The organism is Microbacterium oxydans (assembly GCF_026559675.1).
Lineage (GTDB): Bacteria > Actinomycetota > Actinomycetes > Actinomycetales > Microbacteriaceae > Microbacterium > Microbacterium oxydans_D.
In genome coordinates this window covers 2,331,697-2,356,389 of sequence record NZ_CP092891.1, presented here as the reverse complement: position 1 = coordinate 2,356,389, position 24,693 = coordinate 2,331,697, and the positions used below count along the sequence as shown (strand labels likewise).

Sequence of the window (24,693 nt, the reverse complement as noted above, 5' to 3'; positions counted from 1 at the left end):
CGACTCCACGACGGGGAGCCGGTCCGGCTAGGCCCCGTCGTGGCGGTGAAGAAGGAGGAACTCGCCCGAGAACATGGCTAGACTGTAACACAACTCCTCAGCCAAGTAGACGAGATGGGAAAGAGCGCAGATGGCTCAGGTGAGACGCGCACCGCTCGCGGATCAGGCGGCGGAACTGCTTCTGGAGCGGATCCGATCCGGCGAATGGGCGCTGGGTGAGAAGCTCCCGGGCGAGACCACGCTCGCGCCCCAGCTCGGCGTCGGCCGCTCGACGGTGCGTGAGGCCATCCGCCAGCTGGCCGGCCGCGGCGTGCTGGCGTCGCGGCAGGGCGCCGGTGTGTTCGTGACCGCACTCGACGCGCCGGAGGACTGGGACGCGGTGCTCCGCAAAGCGGGAGTCGTCGCGGTGATCGAGGCGCGCATCGCGATCGAGGCCGAAGCCGCCGCGCTCGCCGCCGAACGCCGCACCCCGGCCGACCTCCGCGCCATCCGCCGAGCTCTCGACCAGCGCGAGGCGCAGCGCTCCGACCTCGAGGGCCATGTCGACGCCGACACGGCCTTCCACCGAGCGGTCGTCGCCGCCGCGCACAATCCCGTGCTGCTCGACCTCTTCGACACCTTCACCCCCCGACTGCGGGAGGCCATGATCGAGATGCTCCGCATGCGCAGGGAGTTCGGCGGAGACGAGGATCACGAGGCGCACGCCGACCAGGCCGCCGCGATCGCCGACCGGGATGCGGTCGCCGCGTCGGAGCGCAGCCGTGCGCACCTGCGCGCCCTGCGGGACGGGCTCGCGTGATGGCGGGGGAGCACGTAACCGGGGAGCACGTGACCGGGGAGCGCATGACGGGAGAGTCGTCTGCAGCCGCCGAGGTGCTGCGGCTGAGCGGGGTCGACGTGGTCCGTGGCGGCCGGCGGATCCTCGCCGCCATCGACCTCACGGTCCGGGCGGGGGAGCACTGGGCGCTGATCGGCCCCAACGGCGCCGGGAAGAGCACGGTCCTGAGCATGTGCGGCGCGCAGGCCCACCCGACACGCGGTGAGGTGCATGTGCTGGGGCGGCAGCTCGGTCGCGTCGAGATCCGTCTCCTCCGCGAGTCGATCGGACACGTGAACCCGCGTCACCCGCTGCGCTCGCCGTTGACCGTCCGCGAGGTCGTGCTCACCGGTGCCACCGGGACGACCGAGCTCATGAACAGGTGGGCTCCCGATCCGACGATCCTCGACCGGGCCGACCGTCTCATAGCGATGCTCGGCCTGGGAGCGCTCGAGGGCACGACGTGGCCGACCATGTCGCAGGGAGAGCGCGGCCGTGCCCTCATCGCGCGGGCCCTCCTCCCGGATCCCGCCCTGCTGCTTCTCGACGAGCCCTCGACGGGACTGGACGTCGCCGCCCGCGAGCAGTTCCTGGAGACGCTCGACCTGCTGCACGAGTCGCAGCCGGGGCTGGCGACCGTCCTCGTCACGCACCACCTGGAGGAGCTGCCCACCACGACCACGCACGCCGCGCTGATCGCGAAGGGGAGGATCGTCGCCCGAGGCGCCGCCGACGACGTGCTCACCACGGAGCTGGTGACGGAGAGCTTCGAGTATCCGATCCGGATCGAGCGCCGCGATCAGCGCTGGCAGGCCCGCCCCGGGCGCGTCCTCGTGGGCTGAGCCCGGCGTCAGGCACCCGGCCTCCGGTCCGCCGACCACCGCGCTTCGACATCCTGGCGCTGTCGCAGGTGCCCGCATTCCGGACACCGCCACCCACCGGCCACTTCCCGCATCACGACGTCATCCTCGGGGCAGTGCGGTGGAGTCTGATCGAGGATCTCCATCCGTCCAGAGTAGGACGGTCCGCGGGTCGGGTACAGGGGCTGGACGCGACGGCCTCGGGGCTCAGCTCAGCACCACGAGCTCCCTCGTCGTGCGGGTCATCGCGACGTAGCGATCCACCGCCCCGGTCACGTCGTCGCCGAACTGCTCGGGGCGGACCAGCACGACGAGATCGAACTCGAGCCCCTTGGCCCCGGTGGGGGTCAGCGACCGCACGCGGGCCGTCGGTCGGAACCCGGAGTCGCCGATCACGCAGGCCACGCCCTCCGGATGCGCGTCGAGCCAGGTCTCCAGCACCGACGCCAGCGACGCGACCGCGTCGAACCGGACGGGCACCCCGCTCTCGCGCACCGAGGTCGGGACGTTCGCATCCGGGATCGCGGCGAGGATGGCGGGCGCGGCCTCTGTCATCACCTCGGCCGGGGTCCGATAGTTCACGCCGAGATGCGCGATCCGCACGTCCCGCAGACCCACGCGAGCGAGCCGCACCTCCCAGCTCTCGGTGAAGCCGTGTCGGGCCTGGGCGCGGTCGCCCACGATCGTGAAGCTGCGGGACGGGCACCGTGCGAGGAGCATCCTCCACTCGGCGTCCGTGAGCTCCTGCGCCTCGTCGACGACGATGTGTCCGAACGGTCCGGCGAGTTCGTCCGGGCGGGGCGGCGGCGGGGCGTCGACGCCGATCAGGACGTTCCGTGCGTCCTGTCCGCGGAGGATCGACATGACCTTCATCTCGCTGTCGTCGTCTTCGATCAGGTGGTCGACGACGTGCGACATCTGCTCCTGCGCCGAGGCGATGACGGCCTGACGGCGATGCTCCTCGCGCACCGCGTCCGGGTCGCCGATGCGGCGGCGGGCGGCGTCGAGGAAGGGAAGGTCCGCGGTCGTCCACGGCGCGGAGCCGTCGCGCCGGAGGAGTGCGGCATCGGTCGCCGACAGCTCCGGAGCGCACTGCCGCAGGAACTCGGGCGAGCTCCACAGTCGGGAGACCACGGACGTCGGAGACAGCATCGGCCACGCGCGCACGAACGTCCCGGTGAGGTCATCGTCCTGACGGAGCCATCGGCGGACGGCGTGCGGGGGGACCTCGTCGTCGTCGACCTGGTCCGCGAGCAGTTCCAGCACCTCCTCCCAGACCTCGTCCCGCGCCTCGTTGTGCGAGGCGGCGGGATCCGCACCGGAGAACAGCTCCGTCCACTCGGTCCGGCTGATCCAGAGGTCGGCCCAGGGCGACTCGAGGCGCATCGCGTGCCGGGGCGGACGTTCGAACGCCCGGGCGGCGGCGTCGAGGACGGCGCCCGGATCGAGGGCGGCCTTGAGCCGGGAGACCCGCGGATCGCTCTCGTCGCCGGCGGCGGCTCCCTCCGGCACGAGGTCGCGCAGCGTGCTCAGGCGCACCGTGTCCTCGCCGAGGCTGGGCAGCACGTCCCCAACATAGGCGAGGTAGTGGGCGTTGGGGCCGACGAGCAGCATGCCGCCCGCGCTCTGCGTGAGGTGCGGCTCCGCGTAGAGGAGATGCGCGGCGCGATGCAGCGCGACCACCGTCTTCCCGGTGCCCGGTCCGCCGTCCACGACGAGGGCTCCGGCGGAGGGCGTGCGGATGATGGCATCCTGATCGGCCTGGATCGTGGCGAGCACATCGCGCATCCGTGATGTCCGGTGCGTTCCGAGACTCGCGATGAACGCCGACTGGTCGTCGAGCGACGCCGCGCCGTCGAAGCCGGCCGGAGTGAGCGCCTCGTCCCAGTAGTCGCTGACCCGGCCATCGGTCCAGCGGTAGCGGCGCCGCGAGATGATCCCGCGCGGATCCTCCATGGTCGCGGCGAAGTACGGCTCGGCCGCGGGTGTCCGCCAGTCGATCAGGAGTCGCGTGCCGTCGGCCGCCGCCAGCCCGGTGCGGCCGATGTAGACCGGTTCGCCGTCGGCCGGCGTCATCCGGCCGAGGCAGATGTCGATCCCGAAGCGCTCCAGCACCCGCAGTCGTCCGCTGAGCCGACGGATCTGCAGGTCGCGGTCCACAGCGGCGTCTCCGTATGCGGCGTGCTGGCGGCGCGCCTGTTCGAGCCGCAGCGCGACGTCGGCGCGCTGTTCGTCCAGGGCATCCGCGATGCGCCGGAGGTGCGCGCGGTCGGCGTCGAGGAGTGCGGGTGAGGACTTCGCCTCGAGGTTGTCGGGGAGGTGGAAGGGATCGGTGGGCATGAGTCTCCTTCACGCACGCGCGCAGATCGCACGAGCGAGGGTCGATTCTGCCCCACGGAGGGGGCCTTGCGGCAAGCCCCCATCGCGGAGATATCCTGGAGATGGAAGGACGCGGGGATCACGCTGACGAGATTCGACCGGCCTCCCCGCGGAACGGACATGACCCACCGCATCGGCTACATCATCGGAAGCCTCGCCACGAACTCGATCAACCGCGTCCTCTCGAAGACCCTCGTGCGGCTGGCGCCGTCCGACCTGGAGCTCGTGGAGATCCCGATCCGCGACCTCCCGCTCTACAACCGCGACGACGAGCTCGATCCGGTCGAGGCCGTCACCGTGTTCAAGCGTGCGGTCGAGGGGGCCGAGGGGCTGCTCCTCATCTCGCCCGAGTACAACCGCTCCATCCCGGGCGCGCTGAAGAACGCGATCGACTGGGGCTCGCGGCCCTGGGGGCACAACTCGTTCGCCCGCAAGCCCACCGGCATCATCGGAGCCTCCACCGGCGCCATCGGCACCGCGGTGATGCAGTCGTCGATGCGCAGCGTGCTGAGCTTCCTGAACGCCCCGCAGCTGAACGCCCCTGAGGCCTACATCACCTTCCGTCCCGAGGTCTTCGGCGCGGACGGCGAGGTGAAGGATGAGGCGACGGAGGAGTTCCTGCGGCACTACATGCACGAGTACGCGGCCTTCGTCGAGCGGGTGCTGTCGCTCACGGCTCCGGGGCACGTCGGCGACCAGAGTTAGAGTTCTCAGATGACGAAGTGGAATGCCGAAGAGCTCGCGGCGATCGCGGCGCCGGAGATGTTCGATCTGTCCGCGCAGCTCGAAGACGGGACGACGCCGAAGACGGTCGGGATCTGGGCGGTCGCCGTGGATGGTCGTCTGTTCGTGCGCTCGTACACGGGCCTGGAGGGCAAGTGGTACGCCCCGGCCCTCGCGAGTCTCCGCGGTCGGGTATCGGCCGGCGGCGTGACGAAGGACGTTCGCTTCGAGAGCGTCACCGACGAGGCCACGAACGCGGCGATCGACGCGGCGTATCTCGACAAGTACACCCCGAGCCCGTATGCGCCCGAGATGGGCCAGGAGCCGGTGCGTTCGAACACTCTCGAGGTCATCCCCGTCGACTGAGGCCGCGCTCCGGGCGGCGCGTTCGGGGAGGTATGCCCTCCCGAACGACCCGCCCCAGACGGTGTCGCCGAGAGGGCTCACCGTCCTTCCCGGACGGTTGGGGAGGCGGCGAAGATCTCGCTGCGCTCACGGCTGATTCCCCAGTCCATCAGCCTCGTAGCCCCTGCTACGAGAGAAGAGTACCTCTTAATCGGCTTGTCCGCCATTTGGGGGACAAAGAAGTATCCGAATGTATCCGACGCGTGGTCCCTGTTGTCTTCCGGTGGCGTGTGCCTAGGGTGGATCCATGGACAGATTGCTGGTTTTCGACGCGCAGGTCGCCATCCCTCACGGCCATCGGGTCGAGGTGACCGAGCAGGTCGATCCGCTCACGGAGGAGCCTGTCGTGCTCGCCCTCGTCGACCTCGACACGGGCATCCGCTACCGGCGTCCGGAGGAGCCCGGCCGCGACGTCTCCCGGTGGATCGGTCGAGTCCTGAAGTGCACGGTGACCATCGGCGGTGCCGGTGCGCGCACCGCTCTGCTCGTCGATCCGATCGGTCCGGGCGCGACGGGAGCGAAGGTCGCGCTGCGCGGGGCGGACGCCGCCGCGGATGCCGCGAAGGCCGAGGCGGACCGCTGGGGCGGTGTGGACCGACCGCTCGAGGAAGAGCCCGAACGCTTCTGGTGATTTTTCCGCGTCCCTCAGCGGAAGTCCCGGGATCGATGCGTCAGACCGGTGCGCAGATCCTCGAACCCGTCGGCGAGCACATTGACCACGCCCTCGGCCGACCGCTCCAGGATGCCGCGGATGATGAGCGCCGGTGACTCCCGGGCGACACGGCGGTAGCGGTTCCAGACCCCCGCCGAGCAGACGACGTTCACCAGGCCGCTCTCGTCCTCGAGGTTCACGAACGTGATCCCGGCCGCCGTCGCCGGTCGCTGGCGGTGGGTGACGAGCCCGGCGACCTCGATGCGTCGTCCGATCTCGTGCCCCTGCAGATCGGCGGCGGTCAGCACCCCGCGGGTACGCAGCGCCTCACGGAAGTGCGCCATCGGATGGTCGTCGGTCGACACCCCGGTCGCCCAGAGATCGGCGGAGAGACGTTCGTAGCTGGTCTGGTCGGCGAACAGGGGCGGCTGCACGGCGACCGTGGTCCCGGGAAGGAACCGCGACCGGTCGTCCGCCGCGGCACCCGCGAGCCAGATGGCCTCCCGTCGCTCCAGCCCGAGGCAGGCGAACGCGCCGGCGGTCGCGAGAGCCTCCAGCTGCGCGGCGGTGGCATCCGTCCGTCGCACCAGATCGTTCAGGTCCCGGTAGCGGCCGTGCGCCTCGCGCTCGGCGACGATCCGCTCCGCCATCGGGACGCCGATGCCGCGGATGCCGCTCAGCCCCAGTCGCACCGCGAACCTCCCGTCCCGGCGATGCGCGGTTGACTCATCCGGAGCCTCCCGGTCGAAGCGGAGGACGGGGGGCTGGGGGTCGGCGAGGCACGTGTCCCGGCCGGTCGGCCCGTTCCCCGGAAAGTCGGCGAGCGGCTCCAGGGTCTCCGTCGCGCCGGAGACATGCAGATCGGGGCGGTGGACCTCGACCCCGTGCCGCCGGGCGTCCGCGGTGAGGGTCGCCGCGGAGTAGAAGCCCATCGGCTGCGAGCGCAGCAGGCCGGCGAGGAACGCGGCGGGGTAGTGCAGCTTCAGCCAGGAGCTGGCGTAGACGAGCAGGGCGAACGACAGGGAGTGCGACTCGGCGAATCCGAAGTTCGAGAACGCCTGGATCTGCGCGTAGATGCGGTCGGCGGCCTCGTCGACGAGTCCGCGCCGCGCCATCCCGGCGTAGAGCTTGTCCCTCACCTTCTCGATCTTCTCCAGCCCGCGCTTGGAGCCCATGGCCCGGCGCAGCAGATCGGCCTCGTCGGCCGTGCAGTCGCCGATCGCCGTCGCCATCTGGATGAGCTGCTCCTGGAAGATGGGGATGCCCAGCGTGCGCTTCAGGATGTCCTCCAGATCGCCGTGCGGGTACGGGATCGTGAACTCCACCGGCGCCTGACCGCGAGTCGCCCGCTCCCGGTTCTCCTCGTCCACACGGTCCTTCGCCATCTTGCGCCGCACGAACGGATGCACCGCCCCGCCCTGGATGGGTCCGGGGCGGATGAGCGCGATCTGGATGGCGAGGTCGTAGAAGCACCGGGGCTGCAGACGGGGGAGCAGGCCGATCTGCGCGCGCGACTCCACCTGGAAGACCCCGATCGAATCCGCGCGGCAGAGCATGTCGTAGACCGCCGCCTCCTCCTTGGGAATGGTCTCGAGTCGCCACTCCTCCCCGGTGGTCTCGCGGATCAGGTCGAAGCAGTGCTGGAGGGCGGCGAGCATCCCGAGCCCCAGCAGATCGAACTTCACCAGTCCCATGAAGGCGGAGTCGTCCTTGTCCCACTGGATGACGGTGCGATTCTCCATGCGGGCGTGCTCCACGGGCACGACCTCGCCGACCGGGCGCGCGGTGAGCACCATGCCGCCGGAGTGGATGCCGAGATGCCGAGGCGCCTTCAGCAGCTCACCCGCATAGGCGAGCACGTTCGCGGGGATGTCATGCCCCTCGACGGCCTCCAGCCCCGCACCCCAGCCGTCGACCTGGCGGGACCAGGCATCCTGCTGACCGGGGGAATGGCCGAGCGCCCTCGCCATGTCGCGCACCGCGTTCTTCGGACGGTACTGGATGACGTTCGCCACCTGGGCCGCCCGCTCCCTGCCGTACTCCCGATAGACCCACTGGATGATCTCCTCGCGGCGGTCGGAGTCGAAGTCCACGTCGATGTCGGGCTCCTCCGTGCGCGTGGTCGCCAGGAACCGCTCGAAGGGGAGGCGGTAGAGGATCGGATCGACCGCGGTGATGCCCAGCAGGTAGCAGACCGCGCTCGCCGCGGCCGAGCCTCGGCCCTGACAGAGGATGCCGAGCCTGCGCGCCTCGGTCACGATGCCGTGCACGATCAGGAAGTACCCGGGGAAGTCCTTCTCCTCGATCACGTCGAGCTCGCGCGCGATCCGGTGCCGGCCGTCGTCGTCCAGCCGCGGATACTTCGACGGCACGGCCTCCCAGACCAGATGACGCAGCCAGCTCATGGGCGTGTGCCCCTCCGGCACCTTCTGTTGCGGCAGCGCCGGCCGGGCGAGGCGCAGCGGGAAGGCGGAGGCCGCCGCCAGCTCGAGCCCGTACGAGATCGCTCCGGGGTAGCGCTGGAAGCGGGCCGACATCTCGGCTCCGCTGCGCAGATGCGCCCCGCCGTGCGCGGGCAGCCAGCCGTCGAGCTCGTCCATGCTGCGCACCGCGCGGACCGCGGCCACGGCCTCGGCGAGCGGTGCCTGGGCGGGGGTGGCGTAGTGCACGTTGTTCGTCGCCACCAGCGGCAGCCGCATCCGCCGGGCGAGCGCGGCGAGGGTGTCGTTGCGACGCGTGTCGAGGGGGTCGCCGTGATCGAACAGCTCGACCGCGACGTGGTCGCTCCCGAACCGGTCGACGAGGGAGCGCAGCGGGGAGGCCGCGTCTCCGGCCTCGAGCCCGCGGCGCACGGCGCCCTTGCGGCATCCGGTCAGGATCGTCCAGTGGCCGCCCGCACGTGCGGCCAGGTCATCGAGGTCGTACACCGGGCGCCCCTTCTCGCCGCCGCGCAGCTGCGCCGCCGTGATCGCGCCGGAGAGCCGGTGATACCCCTCCATGCCGCGGGCGAGGACCAGCAGGTGCTCGCCGGTCGGATCCGCGGAGCCCCGCTGCGGTGCGGGAAGGTCGAGCGACAGCTCGGCGCCGAACACCGTCTGCAGGGGGCTCTCCATGAGGTCGGCCGATTCGGCGAAGCGCGCGGCACCGTAGAAGCCGTCGTGGTCGGTGAGGGCGAGTGCGGTCAGGCCCAGGCGCTCGGCCTCGGCGAGGAGGTCCTCGGGAGAGGACGCCCCGTCGAGGAACGAGTACGACGAATGCGCGTGCAGCTCGGCGTAGGGGACCGCGTCCTCGGGGCGGGCGACGGCGGTGGGAGGGGTGCGCTTGCGGCGACGGCTCACCGGTCCGGGATCGGTCCGTTGCCCCCGCGGCTCGGCACCCGGGGGGTGCGGCGCCGACTCCTCCCCGCTGAGGGTGCGCTCCAGCTCGTCCCAGGACAGCGGCGGGTTGTGCCAGCCCATCAGCGGTACCGCCCCTCGGCCCACCAGCGCTCGCCGGTGTGGAACACCAGCCAGGCGCGGTCGAGGTCGTCGACGATCTGCAGCCGATGACCTCTCTTCCCGCCGCCGGCCGTCCACCGTCGCTCGTGGACGGGCCAGGGGCCGGCCCAGGCCTGCACGGCGGCTCCGTCGATGCGGGCGGGGTCGTCCGAGAGCGCCCCGCGCTCGTCCACGCCGACCGTGGTCTCGTCCGCGGCGAGCACCCCGATCGGACGCGGGGGCAGGAACACCTCTGCGGGCAGCGGATCCGGGAGGCTCCCCGGCCAGGGCGACCCCGGGTCCCGCGGGGTGACCGTGCGCTCTCCCCAGGGGGTGAGCACCTGACGGTCGGCCAGCCAGCGACCACCCGTGACCGCGGCGGTGACCACGCCCTGATGCCCCAGCATGGTCTGCACGCGCGAGACCGCATGGTGCAGGCGCTCATCGGTACCCGAGCCGAAGAGCCCCGGCTGGTGATGGGCTGCATCGTCCACGGCCACCGGGATGACGCGCACCGCGACGATCCCGCCGAACGCCCGCGCCTCGTCGACCGGATCCTTCGCGCTCTGCGCCGCGAGTGCCTCCAGCTGCCAGCGCACACGGTCGACGAGGTCGGAGGCGTCGAAGCAGGTCGGATGCAGCCAGGACCGGGAGAAGACCACGCCGTTGTCGTCGGTCAGATCGATCCGCACCTCGGTGCAGACGACCGAGGCATCGCCGAGCGCGAGCATCACCGCGTCGGCCGTCTGCCGCACCGCGAACGCCACCTGATCCGCACCGCCCAGCGGCGAGTCGAACTCGATGTTCCGCACGAGCTCGGGATCGGGGGGACGAGGCGTCAGCGGACGGGAGTCGGCGCCGGCGGCGAGCGCGTACAGCCGGGCGCCGTGCTCGCCGAAGCGGTCGCGCACATCGAGCGGGGCGAGGGCGGTGAACTCGCCGAGGGTGCGCACTCCGAGCCGGAGGAGGAGACCGGCGATCTGCTCGTCCCGCAGCACCTGCACGGGGTACGGGGCCAGGAACTCCCGAGATCCGCCGGGGGGCACGACCGTGCAGGGCACGGGACCCCGCGCGGCGATCTCCGCGGTGAACGGACCGTCGGCGACGCCGATCCGCACCTCGGGGAAGCCCGCCTCCGCGAGGACGGCGGTGAGCGCCTCGGCCGCCTCCGCCTCTCCGCCGTGGTACCGGGAGATGCCCCTGGCCCGGAGGATCGCGAGCCCGGGGCGCAGCAGCGTGACCCCGGGGGCGTGCTTCTCGATCAGGTGCAGCACGGGGAGGAAGGCACGCTCGTCCCGGTCGGGGTCGTGGGGGAGCACCCGCAGGGACGAGAGGTGCCCCTGGGCGACTCGGCGGCGCTGGCCGGTGCGCACGCCGTGCTCCCGGGCGGAGGCGGTGCAGGCGACGATCGTGTTCGCCTGCACCAGGGCGGTGGGCGGATGCGGGGGTGCGCCGAGTGTCGCCCGCATCGGCCAATCGGGGAACCACAGCACGAGGACGCGGAGCGGGCTGTTCATCCGGCCTCCGCCCAGCGCAGGAGCTCGGGGGGAGCCGCCTCGACGGGGGCGGTCTCCGGGGAGAGCGCGGGCAGCGCGGTGAGCTCCGCCCCGACGGCCTCGACGGCGCCATGGCCTCCGGGCAGCTGCACCCGCACGCTCGACGGACGGGGGCTGTGCCGGATCTGCGCCGTGACGGTCACCGTGCAGTCGGAGAGCAGCCCCCAGCCGGCGCCGAGGCCGTGCCAGTGCGGGTCGTGGAGACGGATCGTCCCTTCGCTCTGGGGCCAGCGTCCGGTGCCGGGCGTTTCGGTGACGAGCAGGGTGCATCCGCGGTCGCGGAGGCGTGCGCTCAGGCGGGAGACGTCGGCGTCGCGTGCCCGTGAGCCGGGGGCCACCACGATCAGGGGCACGACCTCGGCCAGGGCGGAGGTCGCCGCGAGCCAGCGCTCTCCGGGCTCGGGGACCAGGATCAGGCGGGCGAGGTCGATCCCGAACGCGGCCGCCGCCTCGACGCCGAGCGTCGGCATGCCCACCACGGCGCACCAGTGCCCCTTCTGCGATGCGGCACTGAGCAGTGCGAGCACGAGGCTGGGCGAGGGGGAGACGGTGTAGGAGGTGCCGGTCTGCAGCCCCTCCTCCGGCAGGAGCGCGGTGAGGGCGGGGTCGAGGGGGAGCAGCGTATGCTCGCTGCGTCGCCGCTGCATCCGACTGATCTCGCGGCGCAGTCGCAGTACCTCACCTGCTCGGGAGTCCCCGGCCGGAGAGAGCGAGGCCACCGCATCGAGACCGATCACCCTGCATCCTTTCTCGAATATATATTCTAATATACCAAGTCGTGGGAATGACGATAGTTCGTACATCGGACATCGGTGGGGTTGTCCACAGGGGTCCCGTGCGAGGGTCGCAGATCTCCTAACCTGCGGGGATGGACATCCGGCTCGCTCTCCTCGCCCTCGTGCACGTCGCGCTGGTCGGCGTCGGCGGATGGCTGGTCGTCGTCGACGCCCGCACCCACCGCCTGCCGAACCGGATCGTGCTGCCGACGCTCGCCTGCCTGGTCGTGCTCGCCGGGATCGACGCGCTGGGCACAGGGCAGAGCAGGGACCTCGTCCGAGCCGTGCTCGGCATGCTGATCCTCGGCGGGTTCTACGCGGTCCTGCGGGGGATCAGCCGTGCGGGGATGGGCGGGGGAGACGTGAAGCTCGCCGCCGTCATCGGCCTCGTGCTGGGGTGGCACGGCTGGACGTCGCTCGCGATCGGCGCCGCCTCGGCCTTCGTGCTGGGCGCGCTCTACGCGCTCGGGCTCATCCTGCTGCGGCGGGCGGACGGGGCCACGCGCATCGCCTTCGGTCCGTGGATGATCGCCGGTGCGCTCCTCGGCATCGTCCTCGGATGATTCCGCTCGCCTCGCGCCGATACCGCAGGGACGGCGCTACCCTGAAGCACATGGCACTCGCGCGACTTCACGGCGGCCCGCTGGACGGGCAGATCATCCCCCTCGGCGACGCGGACGACAAGCTGATCGTCCCCTACAGCGAGACGCAGGTGGTGTACAACCGCCGCGGCGGACCGCAGAACACCGGTCCGTCCGACGGTCCCACCGAGGTCGACTACTGGTTCGAGGAGTCGCTCGAGGACCTCACGCTCGACGATGACTGAGCCCTCCCGCACCGTCGAGGTCGAGCGCAAGTACGACGCGGAGTCCGAGACTCCGCTGCCGCGGTGGGACGCCCTCCCCGGCGTCGACACCGTGAGCACGGGCGAGGTCCGGGCGCTGGACGCCCGGTACTTCGACACCGCCGACGGTGCGCTCTCCCGCGCCGGCGTGGCGCTGCGTCGCCGGACCGGCGGTCCCGATGAGGGCTGGCACGTGAAGGGGCCGCGGCAGGGGGACGGCCGGCTGGAACTCGGCTGGCCGCTCACCGAGGGCGATGAGCTCCCGGCCGCCGTCGCCGAGACCGTGTCCGAATGGACGACCGCGCCGCTCACCCCGCTCGCCCGGATCGAGAACGACCGCACCGCGTACCTGCTCACCGGACCCGACGGGGTCGTGGCGGAATTCGTCGACGACCGGGTGCGGGCCACCGACGTGCGCCAGGGCGTGCAGCGCGAATGGCGGGAGTGGGAGATGGAGCTCGGTCCTGCCGCCCCGGCCGACGATGAGGGACGCGCCGCCTTCTTCGATGCGGTGGAGCGGGCCGTGCAGGCTGCCGGAGGGCACGAATCGGCATCCGGTTCCAAGCTCGCCCGCGCTCTGGGGTTCTAGTCGGAGGCGGCGGTCGCACGCAACCCCTTTCCCCGGGGCGGCGCGGAGTGCTTGAGTGACAGCATGAGCCGACCGCCTGTGCTTCGATCGCTGCAGACGATCGTCCCCGAAACCGTCCTCGTGCAGGAGCAGGTGCGCGATGTCTTCGCGCAGCAGCCCGACCTCGGACGGCTGGCGCAGCGCATCGTCACGACCTCGTTCAACGTCTCGGGCATCGACACGCGGCACACCGTGATCGACGAGCTGTCGCTGGAATCCGACGTCGCCGACCCGGTGTTCTTCGACCGCGCCTCCGGTGCGCTCCTCGCGCCGGGGACGAAGGCGCGCAACGACATCTACACCCGCGAGGCCGCGAAGCTCTTCGTCGATGTGGCGCGCAAAGCGCTCGAGGCCGACCCCGACCTCGGACCCGCCGATGTGACGCACGTCATCACGGTCTCCTGCACCGGCTTCCACGCCCCGGGCCCGGAGTACGAGATCGTGCGCGCGCTCGGGCTGTCCGATGCGGTGCAGCGCTTCCATCTCGGCTTCATGGGCTGCTACGCGTCCATGCCTGCGCTCCGTGCGGCGAGTCAGTTCTGCGCCGCGGACGAGAACGCCGTCGTCCTGGTCGTGAGCGTCGAGCTGTGCACGCTGCACCTGCGCTCCTCGGAGAACCCCGACACGATCGTCGCCTCCTCCCTGTTCGCCGACGGCGCGGCCGCCGGCATCGTCACCGCGCGCGACCTCCCCTCGACGACGCCCGCGCTGCGTCTGGACCGGTTCCACACCGCCATCGCTCCCGAGGGCGAGAAGGACATGGCCTGGACCATCGGCGACTCCGGGTTCGAGATGATCCTCTCGACCGCCGTGCCGCAGATCATCGGCGAGACGATCATCGGCGCGCTCCGACCGCTGTACGCCGCGGAGGACGAGCTGTCCGCCGCCTTCGACGCCGGCGGTGTGGGCGACGCGGTCCGGCACTGGGCGATCCACCCCGGCGGACGCAGCATCCTGGACAAGGTGCAGGAGCGGATGCAGCTCAGCGACGTGCAGCTGCACCCCGCCCGGGAGGTGCTGCGGGAGAACGGCAACATGTCCAGCGCGACGGTGCTGTTCGTGCTCAAGCGCATCCTGGACGAGGAGGGCGCAGAAGTGGGCGACCGGGTCTCCGCGATGGCGTTCGGTCCCGGGCTGACCGCGGAGAGCGCGCTGATGACCGTCGTCGCACCGACCGGTTCATGAGTCCGGCGCTCAGGGAGCGGGACGTCGACACCCGCGAGCTGATGGACGACCCGCACGCCGATGCGCGGATGCTGGCGAGGACCTACGGCCGGTTCGGTCTCGTGAACGCGCTGGTCTCGCGGCCGGGCACGCTCTATCGGCGCGACATCCGACCGCGGGTGGCGCGTTCCCGACCGCTGCGGATCCTGGACGTCGGTGCGGGCGGGGGAGACCTCTGCCGGATGCTCGCCGGGCGGCTGCGGCGCGACGGCCTCGAGGCGGAGATCACGGCCCTCGACGTCGACGAGCGGGCGATCCGCTGGGCATCGGCGCACGACCGCGGTGCCGGCATCCGCTACCGCCGCGCCCTGACCACCGAGCTGGTGGCGGAGGGCGAGACCTACGACGTCGTGCTCTCCAACCACGTGCTGCACCACCTCGACGACGCCGAGCTGCGGGTCGTGCTCGACGACTCCCTGCGTCTGCTCGCCCCCGGTGGTCTGGTGACGCATCGCGACATCGCCAGGAGCCGCGGCGCCCACGCGCTGTTCGCCGCCGCGACCTGGCCGCTGTCCGGCACGGTCCTCGCCGACTCCTTCATCCGCGAGGACGGGCTCATCAGCATCCGACGCTCCTACACGGTCGCGGAGCTCCGGACGATCGCCCCGAACGGCTGGACCGTGCGCGGGGGTGTGCCCTCTCGCCTGGAACTGCGGTGGGAGGGCCATCATGCCCGACCATGACGTGCTGATCGTCGGCGCCGGGCCGGTCGGCTTGCTGCTGGCGTGCGTGCTGGTGCAGGAGGGGCTGCATGTCGTCGTCTGCGAGCGCCGGGTGGAGGCGGACACCCGGACCCGGGCGATCGGCATCCACCGGCCGGGGCTGGACGCTCTGGATGCGGCAGGTGTGGGCGCCGCGATCCGGGCGGAGGCGCTGCGGCTGGAAGGCGGCGAGGTGCGCAGCCGGCGTCGGACTCTCGCGACGCTGACGTTCGCGCCGGATCGCCCGGTCCTGATCCTCCCGCAGCCGCGCACCGGCGCGCTCCTGCGCGACCGGCTGCAGGCGCTCTCCGCGGACTCGCTCCGTCTCGGATACGCCGTGCGGGGCCTCCGGCAGACCGCGGACGCCGTGCACGTGACGGCCGAGACCCCCGACGGGCCGCGTGAGCTCTCGGCCGCCGTGGTGGTCGTCGCGGACGGCGTGCGGGGTCGGCTCCGCCCCGACCTCGATGCCGGATGGCGCCGTCGTCCGGGCCGTGCCTCGTACGCGATGCTCGATGTCGTGGATGCGGCACCGAGAGAGCAGGCCGTGCTGCACTGCGAGCCGGACGGCCTCGTCGAGTCGTTCCCCCTCCCTGGCGGGCGTCGCCGCTGGGTCGTGCGCGAGGCCGGCGGCGGTCTGCGCACCGCCGCCGCCTTCCGCGCGGCGATCGAGAAGCGCACGGGGATCGGCGTCGCGGTCGAGCCCGGCGTGGTGCCGACCTCGTTCGTCGCCGAACAGCACCGTGCGACCCGGTTCCACCGGGGGCGGGTGGTGCTCCTCGGTGACGCCGCGCATGAGATCAGCCCGATCGGCGGTCAGGGGATGAACCTCGGCTGGATGGATGCGGCTCGCCTCGCCGCAGAGCTGGCACGGGCACTGCCGGAGCGGATGCCGGATCTGACGGGATTCGAGCGCCGGGTGCGTCGCTCTGCGGCCCGCGCTCAGGGACGCTCGGCGTTCTACATGTCGATGGGTGCTCCGGCGGCGATCCCGGTCGTGCGCGGCAGGGAGCTGCTGATGCGCGGGCTCGGGGCGCCGCCGCTGCGCGGGTGGACGGCCGGACTGCTCACGATGCGCGGTCTCTGACGACAAGCCGAGATGCACGGAAGGGCCGAGATGCACGGAAGGCCCGGTCCGCGATGTGCGGGGGACCGGGCCTTCGTGAAGGGGGGCGTGGGTTTCGGCTCGCTGTGCTCGCTCAACCCTGATACAGACGGGCACAACGCTCCTTCGTCGCATTGAGCCCGTCTGTATCAGAAGTTGATCATGTGGCCGGCGAGGCCGTGGAAGCCCTCCTGCAGCGCCTCCGACAGCGTCGGGTGCGTGTGCACGTTGCGGGCCAGCTCGAGAGCCGTGAGGTCCCACTTCTGCGCCAGGGTCAGCTCGGGGAGGAGCTCGGACACGTCCGGGCCGATCATGTGCGCGCCGATGAGCTCGAGGTGCTCGGCGTCGGCGATCAGCTTGACGAAGCCGACGGGCTCGCCGAGGCCGTGCGCCTTGCCGTTGGCCATGAACGGGAAGGTCGAGACCTTGATCTCGCGCCCCTCGTCCTTGGCCTGCTGCTCGGTGAGGCCGAACGAGGCGACCTGCGGGGAGCAGAATGTCGCGCGCGGCATCATGCGGTAGTCGCCCAGCGTCTGGGTCTCGGCGCCACCGATGGTCTCGGCGGCGACGACGCCCTGCGCCTCTGCCACGTGGGCGAGCTGCAGCTTGGCGGTCACATCGCCGATGGCGTAGATGCCCTCGACGTTGGTGCGCATGTGGTCGTCGATGTCGATCGCGCCGCGCTCGGTGAGCTTCACGCCGGTGTTCTCGAGACCGAAGCCCTCGATGTTCGGGGCGAAGCCGACCGACATGAGGACCTTGCCGGCCTCGATCGAGCTCTGCTGCCCGTCCTTGCCGGTGTAGGTGACGGTGACGGAGGAGCCGTTGTCGACGACCGACTCGACCTTGGTGGAGGTGAGGATGTCGACGCCGTAGTTCTTGTACTGCTTCGTGATCTCCTTCGACACGTCGGCGTCCTCATTGGGGAGCGCGCGGTCGAGGAACTCGATGATCGTGACCTTGACGCCGTAGTTCGTCAGGACGTAGGCGAACTCCATGCCGATCGCGCCGGCACCGACGATGACGATCGACTCGGGCAGCTCGCGGGTCATGATCTGCTCTTCGTAGGTCACGACGTTCTCGCTGAGCGTCACGCCCGGGAGCAGGCGGACCTTGGAGCCGGTGGCGATGATGACGTTGTCGAAGGTGACCTCTTCGGTCGTGCCGTCGGCCTTGGCGACCGAGATGGCCTTGGGGCCGGTGAAGGTGCCGCGACCGTTGTACTCGGTCACCTTGTTCTTCTTCATCAGGAAGTGGATGCCCTTGACGCGGCCCTCGGCGACCTCGCGGCTGCGGTCGAACGCCTTGCCGAAGTCGATCGTGAACTCGCCGGAGATTCCGAAGAAGTCCGCCTTGTGGTTCAGCGTGTGGGCGAGTTCCGCGTTCTTCAGGAGCGCCTTGGAGGGGATGCAGCCGACGTTGAGGCAGACACCGCCCCAGTACTTCTCCTCGATGATCGCGGTGGACAGGCCGAGCTGCGCGCTGCGAACCGCAGCGACGTATCCGCCAGGACCTGCACCAAGGATGACGACGTCGTAATGTGGCATGCCTTAAGCCTATCGCTCCGAGGGGGTGTCGGAATCGGGCGCCTGACCGTTCTTCCGGGTGCGCATGCTGTACCAGAGCATCAGGGCCACGATGACGAGGATCCCGCCGATCGAGAGCCCCCAGATCCACGCGGACGCGCTGCTGGAGCCCTCGGACTCCGTCGGCGTGGCGGTCGGCTCGGGCGCCACGGTCTGCTCGGCCGTCGGAGCCGCGGTCGTCGGCGCGGCGCTGGGCGATCCGGTCGCGGCGCCGTCGTCGCCGACGGTCACGGTGAAAGAGTACTCGCCGGAGGTGGGGTGTCCGTCGCTGGAGACGACCTTCCAGACCACGTGGTACTCGCCGGCCGGGCCCGATGCGCGCAGCGGCTGCGTGACGATCGCGCCGTCCACCGTGGCGTCGCCGTCGGTGACCGAAGCGCCGGACGGGTCCGTCACGACCACCTCGGTCGCCCCGTCGCCGTCGATGAGCTTCGCGCTGAACGTGAGCGTCAGCTCGGCAGGAACGGTCTCGACCGACTCGTCTGCCGCCGGGGACGACGACACGAGCGCGTCGTGCGCCGACGCGGAGAGCGGGGAGAAGAGCACGAGGAACGCGGCGAGCAGTGCCGCGGCGAGGGCGATCGGGGCGGCCGGGTGGCGCAGAGCTTTGGTCTTCACGAGTCCACCCTATGAATACCCGGTATGTGGCGGCTGAGTGTGAACCGGCCTCCCGCGGGCGGCCCGGCATCCGTTAGTCTGGACAACCAGGAGGGCACAGTGACTGACAGCGACAGCCGACCGGCCGGAGAAGCCGCGATCCACCGTTCCGGTGAGCAGAAACATGACGTGACGCAGACGTTCGGACACGATTCCGACCTGTCGTTCGTGCCGTTCGGGGTGGAACTCACCGACGTGGAGCAGCAGGCGATCTCGGCGCTGCCCGCGGGATCGGCCCTGCTGCTGGTCCGCTCGGGCGCCCTCGCCGGTGCCCGCTACCTCCTCGACACCGACGTCACCACCGTCGGTCGTCATCCCGAGGCCGACATCTTCTTCGACGATGTGACCGTCTCCCGTCGGCACGCGGAGATCACCCGTACCGGGTCGACCTTCGAGATCATCGATCAGCGCTCGCTCAACGGCACGTACGTCAACGGCGAGCGGGTCGACCGCAGCGCGCTGGTCGACGGCTCCGAGCTCCGCGTCGGGAAGTTCCGTCTGAACTTCTTCTCCTCTCCTCGCGATCGCGCGGCGGCGACCGACTGATGGCGGCCACTCCCGCCCGCGAACGTTCCGCGTCCGCGGGCTTGCTGAGTATCGGTCAGGTGCTTGCTCGGCTGACACCGGAGTTCCCCGACCTCACCTCCAGCAAGCTGCGTTTCCTCGAGGTCCAGGGCATCGTCAGCCCCTCTCGCACGGATTCCGGCTACCGCAAGTTCTCCGCGGCCGACATCGAGCGTCTGCGCCTCGGGTTGACCCTGCAGCGGGATCACTATCTTCCGCTGAGCGTCATCCGCGAGCAGCTCGACGAAGCCGACGCGGGCGGGGAGACCACCTCTCTCGCGCCGCCGCCGTCGATCGCCCCCGCACCGCGCCGGTACCGCCGAGACGAGCTCCTCGCCGCCGCCGGTGCAGGACCGCAGCTCCTCAACGATGCGATCAGCACCGGCGTCATCACGGCGCAGGAGAGCTACCCCGAGACGACCGTCACGCTGCTGCGCGGCCTGGTCGCGCTCGACCGTCACGGCATCGAGCCCCGCCACCTCCGATCGCTGCGCCAGGGCGCCGAGCGCGAGGTCGCCCTCATCGAGTCCGCGATGTCCGCGCTGCTGCGCCGGACCGATGCCGCGTCGCGTGCGAAGGCCAGCGAGCTGGCTCCGGAACTCGCCTCGCGGATCGACGAGGTGCGCTCGCTCTTCGTCAAGGACGCCCTGTCGCGAGTGCTTTCGTAACGAACTGATTGCGACACACCTTCGCGGTCGCACGGATGTGATTGCCGGTGCCGGGGCACTGCTCTACCGTGGAAGATAACCGTTCCAGGGAGGATTTCAGATGAATGCGGATGAGCTCACAGGCGACCCGCGGTTCGTACCCGAACTCCTCTTCACGGACGGTCTCCCGGCCATGGATGACGAGGTCGGCTACCGCGGCGCGGTCGCCGCTCGGGCCGCCGGCATCACCTACCGTCAGCTGGACTACTGGGCACGCACCGAGCTGGTGGAGCCCACGGTCCGCGGCGCCAGTGGCTCCGGGTCGCAGCGCCTCTACGGCTTCCGCGACATCCTCGTCCTCAAGCTCGTCAAGAGCCTGCTCGACACCGGGATCTCGCTGCAGCAGATCCGCACGGCGGTCGAGGAGCTGCGTCGCGCCGGCATCCGCGATCTCGCGGGCACCACGCTGATGAGCGACGGAGCCTCGGTCTACCTCTGCACCTCGAACGACGAGGTCATCGACCTCGTCAGCCGCGGCCAGGGCGTGTTCGGCATCGCCGTCGGCAAGGTCCTCCGCGAGGTCGAGTCGACGCTGGTCGCCTTCGACGCGACCGCCCCCGACCCCGTGGACGAGCTCTCCGCCCGCCGGGCCCAGCGCTCCGCCTGAGTCCGCACTCCGCCCGAGTCCGCACTCCGCCCGGTCACCCGGCACACGCATAACGGCCACCCTCGATGAGGATGGCCGTTTCGCTGTGTGCGTCGGTGGTCAGCTCTGCGGGCCGCTCTCCGGAACGGCGATGCGCCCGGTGCGGATGATCCGGTCGAGCAGCTGGTCGAAGTCGGCCGCGAGCTCCTGAGCGGAGTCGCCGGGCCAGATGTGCAGCGGCTTGGCCGCGCCCTGAGCCTGCTGCAGCGAGGTGCGCTCGGGCAGCTGCGGGGAGAGGACGAGGGGGCCGAACATGTCGCGCAGCTCCTTGATGCGGAACTGGTGCTCGATGGACTGCGGGCGCACGCGGTTCACGACGATGCCGAGCGGCTGCAGTCGCGGCGAGAGCCCGCGGCGGATCTCCTCGATCGCGCGGAGGGCGCGGTCGGCGGCGGCCACGGAGAAGAGGCCCGGCTCGGTGACGACCATGACGCGGTCGCTCGCCGCCCATGCCGTGCGGGTCAGCGCGTTCAGCGACGGCGCGCAGTCGACCAGCACGAGGTCGTAGTCGGCCTCGACGGACGCGAGTGCCTCCTCGAGCTTCCACACGTCGCGGACGCTCGGGTGCGGGCCGTCGAAGTTGATGGCCGAGGGGCTGCCGATGAGGACATCGATGGTCCCGGGGTGCACCTTCGCCCAGCCGCTGGAGGTGATCGCCTGACGGACGACCTTCTCCTTCGGGTTCGCCAGGACGTCGGCGATGTTGAGTCGTCCGGCCACCTGGATGTCCATCCCGGTGGAGACGTCGGACTGCGGGTCGAGGTCGACGACGAGAGTCCGGACTCCTCGGGCGAAAGCCGCTGAGGCCAGCCCGAGTGTCACGGTCGTCTTGCCGACGCCCCCCTTGAGAGAGCTGACGCTGAGTACGTGCACGGACACCACGTTACCTTCCCCTAGGCTGGGGGAACACTCAGCCCCGCCCCATGTGCATCGAAAACGCTGCGCATCGAGCTCCCAGAGGTGTGCATGTTCCAGAAGATCCTTGTGGCGAACCGCGGCGAGATCGCGATCCGTGCCTTCCGTGCGGCAGTCGAGGTGGGAGCGCGCACCGTCGCGGTCTTCCCCCATGAAGACCGCGGATCCGTGCATCGGCTGAAGGCCGACGAGGCGTACGAGATCGGTGAGCGCGGGCATCCCGTGCGCGCCTACCTGAACGTCGACGAGATCATCCGCGTGGCGCTCGAGTCCGGGGCGGATGCGATCTACCCGGGGTACGGCTTCCTCTCGGAGAACCCCGAGCTCGCGGAGAAGGCCGCCGCGAACGGCATCGTCTTCATCGGACCGCCCTCGAACGTGCTCGAGATGGCGGGGAACAAGGTCGAGGCGAAGCGTCACGCGATCGAGGCCGGCGTGCCGGTCCTCCGCTCCACGGAGGCGTCCGACGACGTCGATGTGCTCGTGGCCCAGGCCGAGGAGATCGGCTTCCCGCTGTTCGCCAAGGCCGTCGCCGGCGGAGGCGGGCGCGGGATGCGTCGCGTCGAGACCCCCGGCGATCTCGCTCCCGCGCTGGCCGAGGCCATGCGCGAAGCCGCCAGCGCCTTCGGCGACGCGCGCATGTTCCTGGAGCAGGCGGTCGTCCGGCCCCGGCACATCGAGGTGCAGATCCTCGCGGACAAGACCGGTGAGACGGTGCACCTCTTCGAGCGCGACTGCTCGGTGCAGCGCCGGCATCAGAAGGTCGTCGAGATCGCGCCGGCGCCGAACCTCGACGACAGCGTGCGCACCGCGCTGCACGGGTACGCCGTGGCCTTCGCGCGCTCCATCGGCTACGAGAACGCCGGCACCGTCGAGTTCCTCCTGGAGACCGCGGGGGAGCGCACCGGCGAGGTCGTCTTCATCGAGATGAACCCGCGCATCCAGGTCGAGCACACCGTGACCGAAGAGGTCACCGACGTCGACCTGGTGCAGAGCCAGATGCGCATCGCCTCCGGTCAGTCCCTGGCCGACCTCGGTCTGCAGCAGGAGAACCTGCACCTGCGCGGCGCGGCCCTGCAGTGCCGGATCACGACGGAGGACCCGACGCAGGGCTTCCGCCCCGACACCGGGAAGATCACCACCTACCGCTCGCCCGGCGGCGCCGGCATCCGTCTCGACGGCGGCACGGTGCACCAGGGCGCGCAGATCAGCCCGCACTTCGACTCCATGCTGGCGAAGCTCACCTGCCGCGGACGTGACTTCCCCGCGGCCGTCGCCCGCGCGCGCCGTGCACTCGCGGAGTTCCGCATCCGCGGCGTCTCCACCAACATCCCCTTCCTCCAGGCCCTCCTCGAGGACGACGCCTTCATCGCGGGTGACGTGAGCACGTCGTTCATCGACGAGCGCCCCGAGCTGCTGCGCGGCCGCGTCTCGAAGGACCGCGGCACGAAGTTCCTGAACTGGCTGGTCGACGTCACGGTCAACAAGCCGCACGGCGCGCACCCCGGTGTCATCGACCCCGCCGCCAAGCTGCCGACCGTCGACCTGAGCACGGATCCGGCTCCCGGTTCCCGTCAGCGTCTCCTCGAGCTGGGACCGGAGGGCTTCGCGCGGAGTCTTCGCGAGCAGACGGCGCTGGCCATCACCGACACGACCTTCCGCGATGCGCACCAGTCCCTGCTGGCCACCCGCGTGCGCACGAAGGACCTCGTCGCCGCGGCTCCGTACATCGCGCGGCTCACCCCCGACCTGCTCTCGGTCGAGGCCTGGGGAGGGGCGACCTACGACGTCGCCCTGCGGTTCCTCGGCGAAGACCCCTGGGAGCGACTCGACAAACTGCGCGCCGCACTGCCCAACGTCGCGATCCAGATGCTCCTGCGCGGGCGCAACACGGTCGGCTACACCCCCTACCCGACGGCGGTGACCGAGGCGTTCGTCGCCGAGGCGGCCGCCAGCGGCGTCGACATCTTCCGCATCTTCGACGCGCTCAACGACGTGGAGCAGATGCGCCCCGCGATCGAGGCGGTCCGCAAGACCGGCACCGCCGTCGCCGAGGTCGCCCTCTGCTACACGGGAGATCTGCTGGACCCGGCGGAGGATCTCTACACCCTCGACTACTACCTGCACCTCGCGGATCAGATCGTCGAGGCCGGCGCGCACATCATCGCGATCAAGGACATGGCCGGGCTGCTGCGTCCCGCCGCGGCCGCCAAGCTGGTGGCGGCGCTGCGCGAGCGCTTCGATCTCCCGGTCCACCTGCACACGCACGACACCCCGGGTGGGCAGTTGGCGACGCTCCTCGCGGCCAGTGCGGTCGGCGTCGATGCGGTGGATGCCGCATCGGCTCCGCTCTCCGGGACCACGAGCCAGCCTTCCCTGTCGTCCCTCGTCGCGGCGCTCGCGCACACCGAGCGCGACAGCGGCATCTCGCTGGACGGCGTGTCCGACCTCGAGCCGTACTGGGAGGCGGTGCGTCGGCAGTACGCGCCGTTCGAGTCCGGACTCCCGGGACCCACGGGGCGGGTGTACCACCACGAGATCCCCGGCGGTCAGCTGTCGAACCTCCGCCAGCAGGCCAAGGCGCTCGGCCTCGCCGACGACTTCGAGCTCATCGAGGACATGTACGCCGCGGCCGACCGCATCCTCGGCCGGGTGCCGAAGGTGACGCCGTCGTCGAAGGTCGTCGGTGATCTCGCACTCCACCTCGCGGCGGTCAAGGCCGATCCGGCCGACTTCGAGGCCAACCCCGAGAAGTACGACGTGCCGGACTCGGTCGTCGGCTTCATGGCGGGGGAGCTGGGAGACCTTCCCGGTGGATGGCCGGAGCCCTTCCGGACCAAGGTGCTCGCCGGGCGGACGGTGCGCGCGGGCCTCACCGAGATCACCGCGGAGGACGAGGCGGCCCTCGCCGGCACCAGTGCCGAGCGTCGCACCCGACTCAACACCCTGCTCTTCCCCGGGCCCACCGCCGAGTTCGCGCAGCGTCGCGAGCTGTACGGCGACCTCTCCGTGCTCGACACCGGCGACTACCTGTACGGGTTGGTCCCCGGGCAGGAGCACCTGATCGAGATCGATCGCGGTGTGCAGCTCTACGTCGGCCTCGAAGCCATCGGCGAAGCGGATGACAAGGGCATGCGCACCGTGATGACGACCCTCAACGGGCAGCTCCGACCGGTGTTCGTGCGCGACCGCTCGATCGCCGTCGACGTGCATGAGGTCGAGAAGGCCGACACCTCGGTGCCCGGTCAGGTCGCCGCTCCGTTCTCGGGCGTCGTCACCCTGAAGGCCGAGGTCGGGGCCGCCGTCCGGGCCGGAGAGCCGGTCGCATCGATCGAGGCCATGAAGATGGAAGCGGCCATCACCGCACCCGTCGACGGCGTCGTCGAACGTCACGCGATCGCCGAGACCCAGCAGGTGGACGCGGGAGATCTTTTGGTCGTGATCCGTCCGGCGCACTAATCTTGTGCGGGCG

General features: G+C 70.9%; 22 protein-coding genes. 15 read left to right on the top strand and 7 right to left on the bottom strand.

Features of this window, described 5'->3' with window-relative positions; genetic code table 11:
* The first annotated feature begins 130 nt into the window (after window positions 1-130).
* Both MME74_RS11315 and MME74_RS11310 read left to right on the top strand, forming a co-directional pair.
* On the top strand, window positions 131-799 hold the full coding sequence (locus MME74_RS11315) for a FadR/GntR family transcriptional regulator (RefSeq protein ID WP_267415118.1): 669 nt from the start codon (window positions 131-133) through the stop codon (window positions 797-799).
* A 44-nt stretch (window positions 800-843) separates the two neighbouring features.
* Window positions 844-1,659, top strand: coding sequence for an ABC transporter ATP-binding protein (locus MME74_RS11310; protein ID WP_267415117.1), 816 nt, complete (start codon window positions 844-846; stop codon window positions 1,657-1,659).
* Between the two features lie 225 nt (window positions 1,660-1,884).
* Here MME74_RS11310 and helR read toward each other — a convergent pair whose 3' ends face one another.
* Window positions 1,885-4,017: an RNA polymerase recycling motor ATPase HelR gene (gene helR / locus MME74_RS11305; protein ID WP_267415116.1), complete on the bottom strand. Its 2,133-nt coding sequence runs from the start codon at window positions 4,015-4,017 to the stop codon at window positions 1,885-1,887.
* Between the two features lie 159 nt (window positions 4,018-4,176).
* On the opposite strand from helR, the gene MME74_RS11300 reads away from it, so the two are divergent.
* The 3 genes from MME74_RS11300 to MME74_RS11290 all read left to right on the top strand — a co-directional run bounded on the left by MME74_RS11300 (window position 4,177) and on the right by MME74_RS11290 (window position 5,815).
* Window positions 4,177-4,761 (top strand): NADPH-dependent FMN reductase, encoded by a 585-nt coding sequence (locus MME74_RS11300; protein WP_267415114.1) that lies wholly within the window; start codon window positions 4,177-4,179, stop codon window positions 4,759-4,761.
* A gap of 9 nt (window positions 4,762-4,770) precedes the next feature.
* Window positions 4,771-5,145, top strand: a complete 375-nt coding sequence (locus MME74_RS11295; RefSeq protein WP_267415112.1) for a DUF2255 family protein — start codon at window positions 4,771-4,773, stop codon at window positions 5,143-5,145.
* Between the two features lie 286 nt (window positions 5,146-5,431).
* Window positions 5,432-5,815: a hypothetical protein gene (locus MME74_RS11290; protein WP_267415111.1), complete on the top strand. Its 384-nt coding sequence runs from the start codon at window positions 5,432-5,434 to the stop codon at window positions 5,813-5,815.
* Window positions 5,816-5,829: 14 nt separating this feature from the next.
* On the opposite strand, the gene MME74_RS11285 is transcribed toward MME74_RS11290, so the two are convergent.
* The 3 genes from MME74_RS11285 to MME74_RS11275 are packed head-to-tail and all read right to left on the bottom strand — an operon-like array spanning window position 5,830 to window position 11,605.
* On the bottom strand, window positions 5,830-9,294 hold the full coding sequence (locus MME74_RS11285; RefSeq protein WP_267415110.1) for an error-prone DNA polymerase: 3,465 nt from the start codon (window positions 9,292-9,294) through the stop codon (window positions 5,830-5,832).
* A complete protein-coding gene (locus MME74_RS11280; RefSeq protein WP_267415109.1) occupies window positions 9,294-10,829 on the bottom strand; it encodes a DNA polymerase Y family protein in 1,536 nt (511 codons plus the stop codon). The genes MME74_RS11285 and MME74_RS11280 overlap by 1 nt, the downstream gene beginning before the upstream one ends.
* Complete coding sequence (locus MME74_RS11275) at window positions 10,826-11,605, bottom strand: hypothetical protein (RefSeq protein ID WP_267415108.1); 780 nt, start codon at window positions 11,603-11,605, stop codon at window positions 10,826-10,828. Before MME74_RS11275 ends, MME74_RS11280 begins: the two co-directional genes overlap by 4 nt.
* Before the next feature lie 131 nt (window positions 11,606-11,736).
* Between MME74_RS11275 and MME74_RS11270 the strand changes: the two genes are divergently transcribed.
* From MME74_RS11270 to MME74_RS11245, 6 genes are all read left to right on the top strand, one after another.
* On the top strand, window positions 11,737-12,207 hold the full coding sequence (locus MME74_RS11270) for a prepilin peptidase (protein ID WP_267415107.1): 471 nt from the start codon (window positions 11,737-11,739) through the stop codon (window positions 12,205-12,207).
* Window positions 12,208-12,257: 50 nt separating this feature from the next.
* Window positions 12,258-12,470 carry a response regulator gene (locus MME74_RS11265; protein ID WP_267415105.1) on the top strand — a complete coding sequence of 71 codons (213 nt, stop codon included), beginning with the start codon at window positions 12,258-12,260 and terminating at the stop codon, window positions 12,468-12,470.
* Window positions 12,463-13,077 (top strand): CYTH domain-containing protein, encoded by a 615-nt coding sequence (locus MME74_RS11260; RefSeq protein ID WP_267415104.1) that lies wholly within the window; start codon window positions 12,463-12,465, stop codon window positions 13,075-13,077. Before MME74_RS11265 ends, MME74_RS11260 begins: the two co-directional genes overlap by 8 nt.
* 63 nt (window positions 13,078-13,140) lie before the next feature.
* Window positions 13,141-14,301 carry a type III polyketide synthase gene (locus MME74_RS11255; protein WP_267415103.1) on the top strand — a complete coding sequence of 387 codons (1,161 nt, stop codon included), beginning with the start codon at window positions 13,141-13,143 and terminating at the stop codon, window positions 14,299-14,301.
* The gene (locus MME74_RS11250) at window positions 14,298-15,023 is read left to right on the top strand and encodes a methyltransferase domain-containing protein (protein WP_267415101.1); all 726 of its coding nucleotides are present in this window, start codon (window positions 14,298-14,300) and stop codon (window positions 15,021-15,023) included. Before MME74_RS11255 ends, MME74_RS11250 begins: the two co-directional genes overlap by 4 nt.
* The gene (locus tag MME74_RS11245) at window positions 15,010-16,128 is read left to right on the top strand and encodes an FAD-dependent oxidoreductase (RefSeq protein WP_267415100.1); all 1,119 of its coding nucleotides are present in this window, start codon (window positions 15,010-15,012) and stop codon (window positions 16,126-16,128) included. Before MME74_RS11250 ends, MME74_RS11245 begins: the two co-directional genes overlap by 14 nt.
* A gap of 167 nt (window positions 16,129-16,295) precedes the next feature.
* Here the strand turns inward: MME74_RS11245 and lpdA are convergent, their stop codons facing one another.
* Both lpdA and MME74_RS11235 read right to left on the bottom strand, forming a co-directional pair.
* Window positions 16,296-17,693, bottom strand: a complete 1,398-nt coding sequence (lpdA, locus tag MME74_RS11240; protein ID WP_267415099.1) for a dihydrolipoyl dehydrogenase — start codon at window positions 17,691-17,693, stop codon at window positions 16,296-16,298.
* Between the two features lie 9 nt (window positions 17,694-17,702).
* Complete coding sequence (locus tag MME74_RS11235; RefSeq protein WP_267415098.1) at window positions 17,703-18,350, bottom strand: copper resistance CopC family protein; 648 nt, start codon at window positions 18,348-18,350, stop codon at window positions 17,703-17,705.
* Window positions 18,351-18,449: 99 nt separating this feature from the next.
* Here MME74_RS11235 and MME74_RS11230 point away from each other — a divergent pair, with 99 nt between their 5' ends.
* The 3 genes from MME74_RS11230 (at window position 18,450) to MME74_RS11220 (ending at window position 20,267) form a co-directional block, all read left to right on the top strand.
* Window positions 18,450-18,935: an FHA domain-containing protein gene (locus MME74_RS11230; RefSeq protein ID WP_267415097.1), complete on the top strand. Its 486-nt coding sequence runs from the start codon at window positions 18,450-18,452 to the stop codon at window positions 18,933-18,935.
* Window positions 18,935-19,621 carry a MerR family transcriptional regulator gene (locus MME74_RS11225; RefSeq protein ID WP_267415096.1) on the top strand — a complete coding sequence of 229 codons (687 nt, stop codon included), beginning with the start codon at window positions 18,935-18,937 and terminating at the stop codon, window positions 19,619-19,621. The genes MME74_RS11230 and MME74_RS11225 overlap by 1 nt, the downstream gene beginning before the upstream one ends.
* A gap of 100 nt (window positions 19,622-19,721) precedes the next feature.
* Window positions 19,722-20,267 carry a MerR family transcriptional regulator gene (locus tag MME74_RS11220; RefSeq protein ID WP_324170110.1) on the top strand — a complete coding sequence of 182 codons (546 nt, stop codon included), beginning with the start codon at window positions 19,722-19,724 and terminating at the stop codon, window positions 20,265-20,267.
* A gap of 99 nt (window positions 20,268-20,366) precedes the next feature.
* Here MME74_RS11220 and MME74_RS11215 read toward each other — a convergent pair whose 3' ends face one another.
* Window positions 20,367-21,179 carry a ParA family protein gene (locus tag MME74_RS11215; protein ID WP_105671693.1) on the bottom strand — a complete coding sequence of 271 codons (813 nt, stop codon included), beginning with the start codon at window positions 21,177-21,179 and terminating at the stop codon, window positions 20,367-20,369.
* Between the two features lie 93 nt (window positions 21,180-21,272).
* On the opposite strand from MME74_RS11215, the gene MME74_RS11210 reads away from it, so the two are divergent.
* On the top strand, window positions 21,273-24,680 hold the full coding sequence (locus tag MME74_RS11210; protein ID WP_267415094.1) for a pyruvate carboxylase: 3,408 nt from the start codon (window positions 21,273-21,275) through the stop codon (window positions 24,678-24,680).
* Window positions 24,681-24,693: the final 13 nt, after the last annotated feature.

Bases quoted from the DNA above. Each gene is read 5' to 3' on its own strand.
- MME74_RS11300 (WP_267415114.1), top strand. From the start codon at position 4,177: ATGACCCACCGCATCGGCTACATCATCGGAAGCCTCGCCACGAACTCG.
- lpdA (WP_267415099.1), bottom strand. From the start codon at position 17,693: ATGCCACATTACGACGTCGTCATCCTTGGTGCAGGTCCTGGCGGATAC.
- MME74_RS11285 (WP_267415110.1), bottom strand. From the start codon at position 9,294: ATGGGCTGGCACAACCCGCCGCTGTCCTGGGACGAGCTGGAGCGCACC.
- MME74_RS11220 (WP_324170110.1), top strand. From the start codon at position 19,722: ATGAATGCGGATGAGCTCACAGGCGACCCGCGGTTCGTACCCGAACTC.
- MME74_RS11270 (WP_267415107.1), top strand. From the start codon at position 11,737: ATGGACATCCGGCTCGCTCTCCTCGCCCTCGTGCACGTCGCGCTGGTC.
- MME74_RS11315 (WP_267415118.1), top strand. From the start codon at position 131: ATGGCTCAGGTGAGACGCGCACCGCTCGCGGATCAGGCGGCGGAACTG.
- MME74_RS11260 (WP_267415104.1), top strand. From the start codon at position 12,463: ATGACTGAGCCCTCCCGCACCGTCGAGGTCGAGCGCAAGTACGACGCG.
- MME74_RS11310 (WP_267415117.1), top strand. From the start codon at position 844: ATGACGGGAGAGTCGTCTGCAGCCGCCGAGGTGCTGCGGCTGAGCGGG.
- MME74_RS11255 (WP_267415103.1), top strand. From the start codon at position 13,141: ATGAGCCGACCGCCTGTGCTTCGATCGCTGCAGACGATCGTCCCCGAA.
- MME74_RS11280 (WP_267415109.1), bottom strand. From the start codon at position 10,829: ATGAACAGCCCGCTCCGCGTCCTCGTGCTGTGGTTCCCCGATTGGCCG.
- MME74_RS11210 (WP_267415094.1), top strand. From the start codon at position 21,273: ATGTTCCAGAAGATCCTTGTGGCGAACCGCGGCGAGATCGCGATCCGT.
- MME74_RS11250 (WP_267415101.1), top strand. From the start codon at position 14,298: ATGAGTCCGGCGCTCAGGGAGCGGGACGTCGACACCCGCGAGCTGATG.
- MME74_RS11245 (WP_267415100.1), top strand. From the start codon at position 15,010: ATGCCCGACCATGACGTGCTGATCGTCGGCGCCGGGCCGGTCGGCTTG.
- MME74_RS11295 (WP_267415112.1), top strand. From the start codon at position 4,771: ATGACGAAGTGGAATGCCGAAGAGCTCGCGGCGATCGCGGCGCCGGAG.
- MME74_RS11225 (WP_267415096.1), top strand. From the start codon at position 18,935: ATGGCGGCCACTCCCGCCCGCGAACGTTCCGCGTCCGCGGGCTTGCTG.
- MME74_RS11290 (WP_267415111.1), top strand. From the start codon at position 5,432: ATGGACAGATTGCTGGTTTTCGACGCGCAGGTCGCCATCCCTCACGGC.
- helR (WP_267415116.1), bottom strand. From the start codon at position 4,017: ATGCCCACCGATCCCTTCCACCTCCCCGACAACCTCGAGGCGAAGTCC.
- MME74_RS11265 (WP_267415105.1), top strand. From the start codon at position 12,258: ATGGCACTCGCGCGACTTCACGGCGGCCCGCTGGACGGGCAGATCATC.